Below are 13,193 nucleotides of genomic sequence, written 5' to 3' on the forward strand. Positions count from 1 at the left end.
AAAGCCTTTCGGGCCTTACCAAAGAATGACGGACCATCAAATCTTACCTACTGGTGACGAACCCCGGTTCCGGCTTTCCCCCTCGATCGGCTGCCGTTATCGTGCGCGGGGTCGGTGAGAGACAAGGGGGCGTGCATGCAACTCGGGACCCTTCGCGCTCCGGACCGCATCCGGCGCCCGAAGCGTTCCTGGGACGTGGTGGCCGTCGTGGCGGCCGGTGTCGTGGTCGCCGCCGCGGTCGCCGTCGGCGCCTATCTGAACCGGCCCGGGTCCGGCGTCAACCTGCTGGCCCCGGCCGCTCCGCTGTTCGGCCACTGGCTGCCGCACACCGGTCCGGGAACGGTGTTCGCACTGGTGATCGCGCTGGTAGTGGTCGGAGGGGGACCACCGCTGGCGCGCTCGATGCGGTGGTGGCCGCTGCTCGGGCTCGGCTACCTGACCGCGGTCGCCTGGACGTTCGCGCTCGCGATGGTCGACGGCTGGCAGCGCGGCCTCGCCGATCGCCTCACCAACCCCAACGAATACCTGCGCGAGGTCCCGGGGATCACCGACATCCCGGCCATGGTGCGCGGGTTCTCGTCCCGGATCCTCGACTTCCAGCCCGACTCGTGGACCACCCACGTGTCCGGTCACCCGCCGGGCGCGACGCTGGTGTTCGTCTGGCTCGACCGCATCGGGTTGTCCGGCGGCGGCTGGGCGGCCGTCGTCTGCGTACTCGTCGGCTGTCTCGCGGCCGTCGCCGTGCCGCTGACGTTGTCCGCGCTGCACCAGTGCGACGCCGCGCGCGCGACCGTGCCGTTCGCCGTGCTGTTCCCCGGCGCGGTGTGGGTCGGGGCGTCCGCCGACGGCCTGTTCGCCGGGCTCACCGCGGTCGGCGTCGCCGTGCTGGCCTACGCGACGCACGGCTTCCGCACCGGACGCTGGTTCGCGGTCCCGTACTCGCTGCTGGGCGGCGCCCTGCTCGGGTTCGGGATCTTCCTGTCCTACGGGCTCGTGCTGCTGGGCGTCGTCGGGATCGCCGTGATCGTCGCCGGTCGCGGCCTCACCAGGGTGCTGCCGCTGGCGATCGCCGGCGCGCTCGTGCCCGTCGTGGCCTTCGCGCTGGGCGGCTTCTGGTGGCTCGACGGCTACCACCTCGTCGTCGAACGCTACTACCAGGGCATCGCGACGGAACGGCCGTACGCGTACTGGGTATGGGCCAACCTCGCGTGTCTGGCCCTGTCCGCCGGGCCCGCGGTGATCGCCGGAGTGCGCCGGAGCATGACCGACACCTTCCTGGCCAAGGGCCGGATCCGCGCCGAGCCGGCGCTGCTCCTGGTCGGGGCAGCGGTGGTCGCGATACTGATGGCTGACCTTTCCGGGCTGTCCAAGGCCGAAACCGAGCGGATTTGGCTACCGTTCACGGTGTGGTTGGTGCCCGCGGTGTCGTTGCTGCCGGGCGGGCGTCGTGGATGGCTCGCCGCCCAGGCGGTGCTGGCGCTCGCGGTGAATCACCTCGTGCTGACCTACTGGTAGGGCGAAGTGTCTGAAAATGGCCGGATCCTCGTGGTCGACGACGACGAGACGGTCCGTGACGTGGTGCGGCGGTACCTGGAGGCGGGCGGGTTCAGCGTCGAACTGGCCGGTGACGGCGTCGACGGGTTGCGCCGCTTCGGCGAACGCGAGCCGGACCTCGTGGTGCTCGACGTGATGATGCCCGGGCTCGGCGGACTCGAGGTGTGCCGCCGGATGCGGGAGACCAGCCAGGTCCCGGTGGTCCTGCTGACCGCGCTCGGCGAGGAGGAGGACCGGATCGCGGGGTTGCGGCTCGGTGCGGACGACTACGTGACCAAGCCGTTCAGCCCGCGCGAGCTGGCGTTGCGGGTGTCCTCGGTGCTGCGGCGCGCCCGGCTGCCGGCGCGGGAGCCGGTGGGGAGCGTGCTCGTCGACGGTGGGTTGCGGCTGATGCCGGACGCGCACCAGGCGGTGCTCGACGGGCGGGTCCTGCCGCTGACCACCCGCGAATTCGACCTGCTGGCGTACTTCCTGGCGCATCCCGGGACGGCGTTCTCCCGCGAGGAGCTGCTGGAGAAGGTCTGGGGCTGGAGCTTCGGCGACCAGTCCACCGTGACCGTCCACGTGCGACGGCTACGGGAGAAGATCGAGACCGACCCGGCGAAACCGGCGCGCATCGCGACGGTGTGGGGCGTCGGCTACCGCTACGACCCGGTGCAGCCGTGATCGAACCGAGTGAATCGTTCCCGGACATGCTGACGCATGCCTGGCACATCCTGCCCTTCGCGATGCTGTTCGCGCTGCCGGTCGTCGTCGCGGGTGGCGTGGTGCTGTACTTCCTGCGGCGTGGTTCACCGGCGACCACGTTGACGGTGCTGGTGCTGATCCCGGTGTTGTCGACGCTGGCCGGCGTGCTCGGTGTCAGCGGGTTCATGTTCACCCCGGCGCTGACGACGATGCTGCTGGTCTGCCTGCTGGTCGGCGTGTGGACGGTGCCCACGGCGATCGTGCTGGGCCGCGCCATCGGGCGGCGGACGGTGTGGGAGCGGGAGGCGCGTGAGCGGGAACGCGCGGCCGAGGCCGCGCGACGGGACCTGGTCGCGTGGATCAGCCACGACCTGCGCAGCCCGCTGGCCGGGATCCGGGCGATGGCCGAGGCGCTGGCCGACGGGATCGTGTCCGAGCAGCGCGAGGTCGCCGACTACGCGCAGCGGATCAGCGGCGAGAGCGAGCGGTTGTCCGGGATGGTGAACGACCTGTTCGAGCTGTCCCGGATCACCGCGGGAGCCCTGCGGTTGTCGCTGTCGGCGGTGCCGCTGCGCGACGTCGTCAGCGACGCGTTGGCCACGCAGGCGCCGCTGGCGCAGCAGAAGCAGGTGCGGGTGCGGGCGGAGGCGGACGCGTGGCCGGTGGTGTCCGGCAGTGATCCGGAGCTGGCGCGGATCGTGCAGAACCTCGTGTCGAACGCCATCCGGCACACCCCGCCGGACGGCACGGTGGCCGTGCGGGTGGCCGTGGAGGGCGACGACGCCCTGCTCGCGGTGGACGACTGCTGCGGCGGCATCCCGGAGGACGAGATCACCCGCGTGTTCGACGTGGCCTTCCGTGGCACGGCGGCACGCACGCCGGACCGTTCGGGCACCGCAGGCGGCGGACTGGGGCTGGCGATCGCGAAGGGCCTGGTGGAGGCCCATCACGGGCACATCGGGGTGCGCAACCACGGTGAGGGTTGCCGCTTCGAGGTGCGGTTGCCGCTGGCCGCGGGGTGAGTGCCTCACCGGAGGACTTGATAGCGCAGGTGCGTGACCCCCTGGCCCTCGATGCTCCGGACGAGCCGCAGCTCGGCGGTCTCGGCCCCGAAGAGGCGGCGGCCCCCACCGAGCAGGACCGGGACGAGGTGGACCTCCAGCTCATCGAGCTGACCGGCCGCCAGCAACGCTTGCGCGGCGCCCGCGCCGTGCACCATGACGGCGCGTCCGCCCGCCGCGGCCCGTGCGTCGGTGGCGGCCGCGACGACGTCGGTGTAGAACTTCGCGCTGCCCGGCGGCTCGTCGGCGGGGTCGATGTGGTGGGTCAGCACGTGGATCGGGACGCCGTCGTGGTGGTCGCCCTGCCAGCGGCCAGCCAGTTCGAACGTGCGCCGCCCGGAAATGAGCGCGCCGGTGGCCAGCGCCTCGCTGAATATCTGCCCGTCCGGGCCGGGGTCCAGCCGGTGGTCGAGCCAGTCGAACAGACGGCCGCCGCCGCGTCCGAGTTCCTGCCCGGGGCGGTCATCGGGCCCGGCGATGTAGCCGTCCAGCGACATCGACATGTACAGGCGGATCGGTGTGCTCTGTGCCATGAGCGGAGTCCCTTCGGTCCGGTGTCTCACCACCACGTCGGACGAAGGGGCCGCCGTTCGACAGTCAGACGCGCAGCGGTGCCGCGGCGAAGCTCGTGATGCCCTCGTCGAAGGGGATCCGCGCGGTGAAGCCCAGCAGCTCGCGGGCGCGGGCGGGATCGGCGACCACGTGGCGGACGTCGGCGGAGCGGGCGCCGCCCGCGACGACCGGTGCCGGTCCGCCATATGCGCGGGCCAGCTCGGTGGCCAGCTCGCCGACGGTGTGGGGTGTACCGGAACAGACGTTGACCGGCGTCAGCTCTCCCGGCTGCCCTGGCGTCTTGAGGGCGAGCAGATTCGCCTCGGCGACGTCCTCCACGTGCACGAAGTCGCGGCGCTGGCGGCCGTCCTCCAGCACGGTCGGCGGCTCGCCCCGCTCGAGTGCCGAGCGGAAGAGCGCGGCGACCCCCGCGTAGGGCGTGTTCCGGGGCATGCGCGGCCCGTACACGTTGTGGTAGCGCAGCGCCCACACGTGCCCGCCGGTCTGCCGTGCCCAGGCGCCCGCCAGGTGCTCCTGCGCCAGCTTCGTGGCGGCGTAGGTGCTGCGCGGCTCCAGTGGTGCGTCCTCGGGCACGAGGAGCGGTTCGAGGTCGGCGCCGCACCGGGGGCACGGAGGTTCGAACCTCCCGTTCTCGATGGCGGACGGGGGACGGGCCGCGGGCGCGACGACGCCGTGTTCGGGACAGCGGTAGCGGCCCTCGCCGTAGACGACCATCGACGACGCCAGCACGAGCCGGGTCAGCCCGGCCGCGTACATCCCGGCCAGCAGCACCGCCGTGCCGTAGTCGTTGTGCAGGGCGTAGGTGGGCGCGTCGGCGGGATCGAGGCCGTGCCCGACCACCGCCGCCTGGTGGCAGACGACGTCCACTTCGGACAACAGCTCGCGCAGCAGCGCCGCGTCGGTGACGGCGCCTCGCACGAACCGGTGAGCCGTGGTGTAGCCGGGTACCTCCTCGCCGCCGTGGGCCTGGGGCAGGAGGTCGTCGAGCACCACGACGTCCCAGCCGGAGGCGTTCAGGAGGTCGGCGACATGGGAACCGATGAACCCGGCTCCGCCCGTGACGAGTACGCGCACGCCGGTCACGCTACGGCTGCCGCGGCTGGCACGCAGTAGTGGCGACGTGCCCGTCAGACTTCGGTAACAACCGGATACCGTGTGCTCATGGAACGCAGTGCACAGCGGCTGGGCCGCGCGCTCGTGGTGATCGTGGACGACCGCGCGGCGCACGGCGAGCATGAGGACACCTCGGGCCCCCTGGTTCAGGAGCTGCTGGAGGAAGCCGGCTTCATCGTGGACGGCGTGGTGCTCGTGCACGCCGACACCGTGGCGATCCGCAACGCGCTCAACACCGCCGTGATCGGTGGCGTGGACCTCGTCATCACGGTCGGCGGCACGGGCGTGTCGCCGCGCGACGTCACCCCGGACGCGACGGTCGGTGTGCTGGACCGCCCCATTCCCGGAGTCGGTGAGGCGCTGCGCTCCTCCGGGCTGGCCGCCGGTGCGGTGGACGCGGGCATCTCCCGCGGCCTGGTGGGCGTCTCGGGCAGCACGCTCGTGGTCAATCTCGCCGGCTCACGCGCCGCGGTGCGCGACGGCATGGCGACGCTGTCCTCGCTCGTGCCCTACGTGATCGACCAGCTCTCCGGGCTCGACGAGTCCTGATGCCGGCGGACGACCGGGAGCGCAGGACTCCCCGTGACCGCGACCGGCGCAAGCTGGACGAGGTCTTCGGGGAGGTCCTCCCGGACACCACGTCCGACGAGCGGGAGCCGGAGCGCCCCACGCGCGATGACGACGCCTGGTACCGCGAGAACCGGCCCCCGCACCACGGCGGCTAGAGACTGTTTCGGACGTGGCTTGCGTGGCGGCGCGGGCCCTGTTCAAGGCGGCCCCTGGCTGTGGGATCGCCTCCTCATGAACTCCCGCCCGCCAGCCCGACCACTTCCCTGAACGGACGCGCTCCGCGCGACCCGCCGAGTCAAACCCGCGGCGGGGCCAGCGCACGGCCCACAGCAAGCGGCTCCGCCGCTGATGAAACGGGCGCTGGCGCCACCGTCCGCCCAGCACCACTGTCGCCCGGCGTTGGCAGGACGGCGGCCGGGGTGGCCCGGCGCGGTGCGGGAACGGCGAGGTCTCGAGATTCCCGGGCTCCCGGGGCCGGACCCCGGGAGCGCCGACATCACTCGCGGTTCTCGACCTTGGTGGCGGTGCTGCCGCCGACCTCGGTGTCGACCTGACCGTTGGAGCCGTTCCGCTGGCGCAGGAGATCCCGGATCTCCGTCAGCAGCTCGACGTCCGTCGGCTCGGACGGGCCCGCTTCCTGCCCGCGCTTGCGGCGCTCCTGGATCTTCTTCATCGGCAGCACCAGCAGGAAGTACACCACCGCGGCGACGATCAGGAAGTTGATCGCCGCGTTGATGACACCGCCGAAGTCGAGGAACGTGGAGTCGTTGGCGCTCAGGACGTTGAACCCCAGCCCCTTGGCGGCCTCGGTGCCACCGATCGCGTTGATCAGCGGCTTGATGAGCCCGTTGGTGAACGCCGTGACGATCGCGGTGAACGCCGTTCCGATGACGACCGCGACCGCCAGCTCGATGACGTTGCCGCGCATCAGAAAGTCTTTGAAGCCCTTGAACATGTGCACTCCTCTCACCCGGAAACGGCTAACGGAGGGTAACCGCTACCGGATTGCGGAGTGACAGGGCGGCCACCTCCCTCGCCGTGTCCTCGGGCAGCGACAGCACGACGAGCGGACCGTCTCGTGCCGCGGCCAGGCGCCCGCCGGACGTCGGCGGCGGACGCACGGTCAGGACGGTGGCCATGCTGGCCAGCACCTTCCGGATCTGTTCCGACTCGTCGAAGGTGACCACGTCGACGCGCATACCGGGACTGAGCAGGTCGGCGACACCGGTGTCCGCGAGCCGGACGGGCACCGCGGCGAGGGCAAGATCACCCGTGAAGGGGACCGGTGCGGACGGGGGAGGCGGCGCGGCACGTGGTTCGGGCGCGTCCGGGCGCGCGGCCATCACCGCCGCGGCGATCAACAGTGCCGTGGCGACCAGCTTGCGCAGCCGGTTCCAGCGGCGTCCACCGAAGCGGGGCCGCAGGCGGTTCCAGTGGGCGCGCGGATCGAAGCGCATGGCGGAGCACCCCCAGTCGTCGAGTGCGACGGCGGTCTGCCGTCGACGAGATCGACGCTAGGGGTGCCGTCAGCCGGCAGAACAGATGCGGATCCGGCAGCTGTGGATAACTGGGTACTTGTGGATAACTCGGCGGTCAGGAGGCCGCGGCGGCGGTAGTTGTCGTACCCCCGGAGGAGGATGAGGAACCGGAGTCCGAGCTGCTGCTCTTGCTCTCGCTGGAAGTGCTCGACGAGTTGGAAGAGGACGAGGAGGACGACGTCGATGACGACGAAGAGCGCGAGTCGTTCCGGTAGAAGCCGGAGCCCTTGAAGATCACGCCGACCGCTCCGTAGAGCTTGCGCAGCGGGCCGGTGCACTCCGGGCACTCGGTCAGGCTGGCTTCGGAGAACGACTGCACGGCCTCGAAACGGTGGCCGCACTCCTTGCAGGCGTACTGGTACGTGGGCACAGGTGCTCCTTCGCGCATTGGCACTCGATCCGCAAGAGTGCTAACGCAATTGTGCTGGACACCATTCCCCCAGTGCAAACAAGGGTTGGTCACAGTGGCAGTCGCACGTGCCCGCGGCCAGGGGTGAGGGCCCCGGTCACGAGCACGTCGTGGTCCTCCGCGGGCAGGTGTTCGACCAGCTCAGCGTCCCGGACGACGGCCACCAGGCCGGTCCCGGGCGCGGCGTGCGCCAGCGACCGGTCGTAGTGCCCGGCGCCCCGCCCCAGGCGCACGCCGCGGTGGTCGACCGCCATGGCGGGCAGCAGGACCAGTCCGGCGCCGGCCAGGGCGGCCGGACCCAGCCGCGGTCCGGTGGGTTCGGGGATGCGGCGGAACCTGCCCGGGGCGAGGCTCGCGCTGCCGGTGTACTCCGCCCAGTCCAGCGGCCCGGGGCCGGCGGGAATCGCCGGGAGCAGCACCCGCGCGCCGCGCTCGCGCAGCACGTCGAGCAGGCCGATCGAGCCCGGTTCGGTGTCGAACGGGACGTAGCAGCAGACGGTGTCCGGCAATGGCATCGCGGACACCGCGCGGGTCAGCGCGCCGGCCTCGGCGACCCGTTGCTGCACCGAGAGGGCGGCACGGGCGGCGGACAGTTCCGTGCGCCACTCCGCCTTCGTCACCTCGTCATTGCGCTGCGCACACATGTACGCAGGTTAGGCTTGGCGCCTATGACGGGCGCCTTCGACAACCACTCGTTCCGAACCGCGATCGTGCCGGCCGCCGGGCTGGGCACGCGGTTCCTGCCGACGACCAAGGCCGTTCCCAAGGAACTGCTTCCCGTGGTGGACACCCCGGGCATCGAGATCGTCGCGAGCGAGGCAGCGCAAGCCGGGGCGAAGCGGCTGGTGATCGTCACTTCGCCGGGCAAGGAGTCGGTCGTCAGCTACTTCCGTCCCGCACCGGAGCTGGAGGCGAACCTCGAACGCAAGGGCAAGTCCGGCCTGCTGGAGAAGGTCCGGCGCGGTCCGGAACTGATCGACGTCGAGGTCGCGATCCAAGAGGAGGCGCTGGGCCTCGGGCACGCGGTGGCGCAGGCCGAGCCGAACCTGACCGACGAGGACGAGGCCGTCGCGGTGCTGCTGCCCGACGACCTGGTGCTGCCCGCGGGCGTGCTCTCGAAGATGGCCGAAGTGCGGTCGAAGCACGGCGGCAGCGTGCTGTGCGCGTTCGACATCCCGAAGGAGCAGATCTCGCCCTACGGCGTGTTCGACGTCACGGACACCGCGGACGCCGACGTCAAGCAGGTCCACGGCATGGTCGAGAAGCCCTCCCCCGAGGAAGCGCCCTCCACCTACGCCGCCGCCGGCCGCTACCTCCTCGACCGGGCGATCTTCGACGCCCTGCGTCGCATCGAGCCCGGAGCGGGTGGTGAACTGCAGCTCACCGATGCCGTCGCGCTGCTGATCGAGGAGGACCACCCCGTGCACATCGTCGTCCACCACGGCGGACGGCACGACCTGGGCAACCCCGGCGGCTTCCTCAAGGCGGCCGTGGACTTCGCCCTCGACGATCCGGACTACGGTCCCGAGCTGCGGACCTGGTTGACCGAACGACTCGGGACCGAAAGCTGATGACCGAACCCACCCCGGAGCTCGACCAGGCCGAGCAGGACCTCCGCTCGGTCGACGAGCAGATCGCCCGCGTCCTGCAGGCCGCGGTGCGCCCGCGCCCCGTCCGCGTCGCGATCTCCGAAGCGCAGGGCCTGCTCTGCGCCGAAGAGGTCGTGGCCGAGCACGCGCTGCCCGGTTTCGACCAGGCCGCCGTAGACGGCTACGCGGTGCGCAGCGTCGACGTGCGCGCCGAGGGCGACGAACCCGTGCAGCTCCCGGTGGTGGGGGAGATTCCGGCCGGGTCGCGGCAACCCCGGAGGCTGCAGCCCGGGCAGGCCGTCCGGGTCGCCACCGGCGCACCGCTGCCGACACTCGCCGACGCGGTCGTGCCGACGGCCTTCACCGACGGCCACCCGGCCAAGGTGACGGTCCACCGCTCGGTGCCCTCGGCGGGCTACGTGCGGCGCACCGGAGAGGACGTGCAGATCGGCGACGTGGCCGTCCGGCAGGGCGACACGATCGGCGCGGCGCAGGTCGGCCTGCTCGCGGCGGTCGGGCGGTCGAAGGTGCTGGTCTACCCGCGGCCGCGGGTGTCCATCGTGTCGGTGGGCGATGAGCTGGTCGACGTCGACCGCACCCCGTCCACCGGCCAGGTCTACGACGTCAACTCCTATGCCCTCGCCGCCGCGGCACGCGACGCCGGTGCCGAGGTCAGCCGTGTCGGGATCGTGCCGAGTGATCCGAAGCGGCTGCGTGAGACCGTCGAAGGACGGCTGCTGATGTCCGAGGTCGTGGTGGTCGCCGGTGGCGCGGGTGGCAGCGCGGGCGACGAGGTGCAGGCCGCGCTGGCCGACCTCGGTCGCATCGACATGGCCCGGGTCGGCATGCACCCCGGCTCCGCCCAGGGGTTCGGGCGGCTCGGTCCGGACTCGGTGCCGACGTTCCTGATCCCGGCCAACCCGATGAGCGCGCTGGTCGTGTTCGAGGTCCTGATCAGGCCACTGATCCGGGCGGCGCGTGGCACCCGCAACCCGCACCGCCGGACGGTCAGCGCGCGACTGCTGTCGCCGGTGTCGTCGACCAAGGGGCGCCGAGGCTTCCTGCGCGGGCAGTTGCTGCGGGACGAAAGCACCGGCGAGTACCTGGTGCAGCCCCTCGGCACCTCCGGCGCGCACCTGCTCGCCTCCCTGGCCGAAGCCAACTGTCTGGTCAACGTCGACGAGGACATGACCGAGGTGCCCGCCGGTGAGCAGGTCAAGGTGACCTTCCTGGCTCAGCGGGGCTAGAACTGACGGGTGCAGCCAGCAGCGTATGACCTGGAGTCCCGCCACCCAGGGTGGCCGGCCCGGCTGGGACCGCTTCGCGTGGCCGCCGGTGACCTCGCGATCCGGCCGATCCGCCTGCGCGACGCCGGTGATTGGAGCCGCATCCGGCTGCGTGACCAGGAACACCTCGAACCGTGGGAGCCCACCGGTCCCGGTCCGTGGCGCGATCGCAACAGCTTCTGGTCGTGGCCGCCGCAGTGGACCGCGTTGCGCTCACTGGCCAGGCGGGGACAGTGTCTTCCGTTCACGATCATGGTCGACGGGGAGTTCGCCGGGCAGATCACGATCGGTAACGTGATTCGCGCCTCACTGCGCTCCGCGTGGGTCGGGTACTGGGTGTCCTCGTCGATGGTCAAGGGCGGGGTCGCGACGGGCGCCGTGGCGCTCGTCGTCGATCACGCGTTCGCCGTGGCCGGCTTGCACCGCATCGAGGCGACGGTGCGACCGGAGAACGCGCCGAGCATCAAGGTCCTCACCAAGGCGGGGTTCCGGCAGGAAGGCCTGTTCAGGCGGTACTTGGACGTGGCGGGCGACTGGCGGGACCACTACAGCTACGCCGTCACCGCCGAGGAAACCGGGCCGGGCCTCGTCGCCCGCCTCGTCGCCACCGGACGCGCCGAATATCGGTGACGGGATTCGTTACCTAACCGCGAGTTTTTCACTGGATCCGGTGACCCTTTTTCTGATCGCAGACGGCGTGGCTCCGTCCCATCTGTTACTCCTGTGACTAGCGTGACGACATGTAGCAGTGAACGGGGGAGGTGAGAGGGGATTGCCCAGCTCGCTGATCATCGTCGCCTTGGCCGCGGCCTGGCTCGTCGTGCTCGTGCCCATGGTCGCCCGCAAGCGCCAGGCCGTCACACGGACAGCCGATGCCGAACTGGCCGCCCGAGTGGTCCGCAGTGGGGGCGGCGCAGACGACGCGGAGGAGGAGTTCGCGATGTCCGAGTCCACCCAGCAGGTCACCGAGGCCGACGACCGCGACCACGACGACCGGGCCGAGTACGACGACGTCGAAGAGTTCGAGGACTTCGAGGAAGAGACGCCACGCGTGGCGCGCGAGTCCGCGTCGGAACGCCGCTACCGCCCGGGCCGCGGAGGGTTCGACCCGGAGGCCGCCGAAATCGCCGCGCGCGCCAAGTACGCGTTCCGCCAGCGGGTCGTCCTCTGCCTGTTCCTCGTCGCGATCGTCACGGCCGCGGGTGCGGGTTTCCTGACCTCGTCCCTGTGGTGGCTGCACGGGGCCGTCGACCTCACCCTCGTCGGGTACCTCGCCTACCTCCGACGGCAGGTGCGCATCGAGGCCGAGATCCGTCAGCGCCGCATGGCCCGGCTCGGTTCCCGTCCGGCCGGCCGCCCCGTGCGGCGCGAGCGCCCGGTCGAGGACGTCGTCGAGCCGCCACGCGAGATCCCCGGTGTCGAACGCAGGCCGTCGCCCGCCATGCGACTGCGCGGATCGGCGGTCGTCGTCGACCTCGAAGACGAGGACCCCGCGTTCCACGACCTGGACGACCCGGACCAGCTCCCGTTCCGGCGCGCGGTCGGCGAGTAGACCCCCTCGCAGACCGCCTCCGGACGGTTGCTATGCTTCTGGAGCTTCCTTCGGGAAGTCCAGTAAGGGGCTGTAGCGCAGTTGGTAGCGCGTCTCGTTCGCATCGAGAAGGTCAGGGGTTCGATTCCCCTCAGCTCCACCCTAGGGTTCTTAGTAGAACAAGTGCCTGAATGATGGCCATGAAGTAGGACCGTGACGCCTGACGGCGAGCAAGGACCACCCGCACTGTGGGTGGTCCTTTTGTTTGTGCTACCCGCGCTCGTTGCTGCGGTCCGCAGATCTTGGATGGCGTGGAGTTCGCCGAAGGCTCATGAAGTTCACCGTCTGTGGTCTTGTCGTGCTCGATGTAGAGGGCTTGGAAGATCGCCTGGTTGAGGAGGCGGTGCTGGTGGTCGTTGCAGCGTCGGTACAGCTGGTCGGGCTGTTCGAGGAGGGCAAGGCGGGAGTTGACGAGCTGGGCGCTGTTGGTGAGGTCGGCGTTGGCTGTGTCGAGGTGCTCCTCCAGTCGGCGGCGCTCGTGGGCGATGTCGCGTAGCTTCTCCTTGACCTTGGTCTGCGGCAGTGCGCTGTCGGCGGCGAGGTCGATCAAGTTCTCCTCCTTCGTGTCGAGTTCCTTGAGCTGGGCGGTGATTTGCCTGCGCAGCAGGCGCGCGGATTTTTCCTGCTCGCCGAGCACGGCATCGATCTGGTCGCGCATGTCAGCGATGAATGGCTGGCTGAAGCGAATCGCCGCGTAGCGGCGTTCGACGGCGTCCTCGACGAGCGTGACGTTGACATAGGGCGCTTGGCACGCCTCCTTCTGCCGGCCACGGCAGAAGAAGTACAGGTACTCGGCGCCTTTGGAGTTGATGGTCCGTTGGATGATCATCCGCCGTTTGGTGCCGTCGCGTTGGCAGCGTCCACAGAAGAGCGATCCCTTGAGGTAGTGGTGGTGGACGCGACGGCGTTCTTGTGCTGTCGTGCGGGATTCGAGGATCTCCTGGACGGTGTCGAAGAGGTCCTCGTCGATGAGGGGTTCGCGCCGCCCTTGGATTTCTTCGCCGTCGTACTCGACGTATCCGAGGTAGTAGCGATCGCGCAGCATTTGCGAAATCTTGTTCTCGGAGACCTTCTTCCGGACTTGCCCGGTCGAGGACACGCGCGGGTAGATCACTGCGCGAGTGCCGGGGGCAAGATCGTCCATCGGCGGCTGGATAGGGAGGGTGACGTCCGGCTGCAGTTCATCGATGAAGTCGGCATAAGCGCTGGTCATGACGCCTCC

Annotated in this window: 16 protein-coding genes and 1 tRNA gene; 10 read left to right on the plus strand and 7 right to left on the minus strand. The window is 70.5% G+C overall.

Annotated features, from left to right (window positions below; genetic code table 11):
• Positions 1–135: 135 nt before the first annotated feature.
• Genes HNR02_RS13490 through HNR02_RS13500 form a run of 3 tightly spaced genes read left to right on the plus strand, consistent with a single transcriptional unit; the run spans position 136 to position 3,263 of the window.
• Positions 136–1,515 (plus strand): hypothetical protein, encoded by a 1,380-nt coding sequence (locus tag HNR02_RS13490; protein WP_179773532.1) that lies wholly within the window; start codon positions 136–138, stop codon positions 1,513–1,515.
• Positions 1,516–1,521: 6 nt separating this feature from the next.
• Positions 1,522–2,220 carry a response regulator transcription factor gene (locus HNR02_RS13495; protein WP_179773533.1) on the plus strand — a complete coding sequence of 233 codons (699 nt, stop codon included), beginning with the start codon at positions 1,522–1,524 and terminating at the stop codon, positions 2,218–2,220.
• Entirely contained in the window at positions 2,217–3,263 is a 1,047-nt protein-coding gene (locus HNR02_RS13500) for a sensor histidine kinase (RefSeq protein ID WP_179773534.1), read from the plus strand. The genes HNR02_RS13495 and HNR02_RS13500 overlap by 4 nt, the downstream gene beginning before the upstream one ends.
• Before the next feature lie 5 nt (positions 3,264–3,268).
• On the opposite strand, the gene HNR02_RS13505 is transcribed toward HNR02_RS13500, so the two are convergent.
• Entirely contained in the window at positions 3,269–3,835 is a 567-nt protein-coding gene (locus tag HNR02_RS13505; protein WP_179773535.1) for a dihydrofolate reductase family protein, read from the minus strand.
• Between the two features lie 64 nt (positions 3,836–3,899).
• Positions 3,900–4,949 (minus strand): NAD-dependent epimerase/dehydratase family protein, encoded by a 1,050-nt coding sequence (locus HNR02_RS13510; protein ID WP_179773536.1) that lies wholly within the window; start codon positions 4,947–4,949, stop codon positions 3,900–3,902.
• An 87-nt stretch (positions 4,950–5,036) separates the two neighbouring features.
• Here HNR02_RS13510 and HNR02_RS13515 point away from each other — a divergent pair, with 87 nt between their 5' ends.
• Complete coding sequence (locus HNR02_RS13515) at positions 5,037–5,537, plus strand: MogA/MoaB family molybdenum cofactor biosynthesis protein (RefSeq protein ID WP_179773537.1); 501 nt, start codon at positions 5,037–5,039, stop codon at positions 5,535–5,537.
• The gene (locus tag HNR02_RS13520; protein WP_179773538.1) at positions 5,537–5,713 is read left to right on the plus strand and encodes a hypothetical protein; all 177 of its coding nucleotides are present in this window, start codon (positions 5,537–5,539) and stop codon (positions 5,711–5,713) included. Before HNR02_RS13515 ends, HNR02_RS13520 begins: the two co-directional genes overlap by 1 nt.
• A 341-nt stretch (positions 5,714–6,054) precedes the next feature.
• On the opposite strand, the gene mscL is transcribed toward HNR02_RS13520, so the two are convergent.
• The 4 genes from mscL to HNR02_RS13540 form a co-directional block, all read right to left on the minus strand.
• Complete coding sequence (gene mscL, locus HNR02_RS13525) at positions 6,055–6,513, minus strand: large-conductance mechanosensitive channel protein MscL (RefSeq protein WP_179773539.1); 459 nt, start codon at positions 6,511–6,513, stop codon at positions 6,055–6,057.
• 25 nt (positions 6,514–6,538) lie between these two features.
• Positions 6,539–7,015, minus strand: a complete 477-nt coding sequence (locus tag HNR02_RS13530) for a hypothetical protein (RefSeq protein ID WP_179773540.1) — start codon at positions 7,013–7,015, stop codon at positions 6,539–6,541.
• A 136-nt stretch (positions 7,016–7,151) separates the two neighbouring features.
• On the minus strand, positions 7,152–7,466 hold the full coding sequence (locus tag HNR02_RS13535) for an FmdB family zinc ribbon protein (RefSeq protein WP_179773541.1): 315 nt from the start codon (positions 7,464–7,466) through the stop codon (positions 7,152–7,154).
• 89 nt (positions 7,467–7,555) lie between these two features.
• Positions 7,556–8,149 (minus strand): 5-formyltetrahydrofolate cyclo-ligase, encoded by a 594-nt coding sequence (locus HNR02_RS13540; RefSeq protein ID WP_179773542.1) that lies wholly within the window; start codon positions 8,147–8,149, stop codon positions 7,556–7,558.
• A 24-nt stretch (positions 8,150–8,173) separates the two neighbouring features.
• Here HNR02_RS13540 and HNR02_RS13545 point away from each other — a divergent pair, with 24 nt between their 5' ends.
• The 5 genes from HNR02_RS13545 to HNR02_RS13565 all read left to right on the plus strand — a co-directional run bounded on the left by HNR02_RS13545 (position 8,174) and on the right by HNR02_RS13565 (position 12,071).
• Complete coding sequence (locus HNR02_RS13545; RefSeq protein ID WP_179773543.1) at positions 8,174–9,076, plus strand: UTP--glucose-1-phosphate uridylyltransferase; 903 nt, start codon at positions 8,174–8,176, stop codon at positions 9,074–9,076.
• Entirely contained in the window at positions 9,076–10,341 is a 1,266-nt protein-coding gene (gene glp, locus HNR02_RS13550; RefSeq protein ID WP_179773544.1) for a molybdotransferase-like divisome protein Glp, read from the plus strand. The genes HNR02_RS13545 and glp overlap by 1 nt, the downstream gene beginning before the upstream one ends.
• Before the next feature lie 9 nt (positions 10,342–10,350).
• Positions 10,351–11,010 (plus strand): GNAT family N-acetyltransferase, encoded by a 660-nt coding sequence (locus tag HNR02_RS13555; protein ID WP_179773545.1) that lies wholly within the window; start codon positions 10,351–10,353, stop codon positions 11,008–11,010.
• 142 nt (positions 11,011–11,152) lie between these two features.
• Entirely contained in the window at positions 11,153–11,932 is a 780-nt protein-coding gene (gene sepX, locus HNR02_RS13560; RefSeq protein WP_179773546.1) for a divisome protein SepX/GlpR, read from the plus strand.
• A 66-nt stretch (positions 11,933–11,998) separates the two neighbouring features.
• A tRNA-Ala gene (locus HNR02_RS13565) sits at positions 11,999–12,071 on the plus strand.
• On the opposite strand, the gene HNR02_RS13570 is transcribed toward HNR02_RS13565, so the two are convergent.
• Entirely contained in the window at positions 12,063–13,184 is a 1,122-nt protein-coding gene (locus tag HNR02_RS13570; protein ID WP_246338556.1) for a recombinase family protein, read from the minus strand. The two genes, HNR02_RS13565 and HNR02_RS13570, sit on opposite strands and share 9 nt — an antisense overlap.
• Positions 13,185–13,193 lie beyond the last annotated feature (9 nt).

Source organism: Amycolatopsis endophytica, from assembly GCF_013410405.1.
Classification (GTDB): domain Bacteria; phylum Actinomycetota; class Actinomycetes; order Mycobacteriales; family Pseudonocardiaceae; genus Amycolatopsis_E; species Amycolatopsis_E endophytica.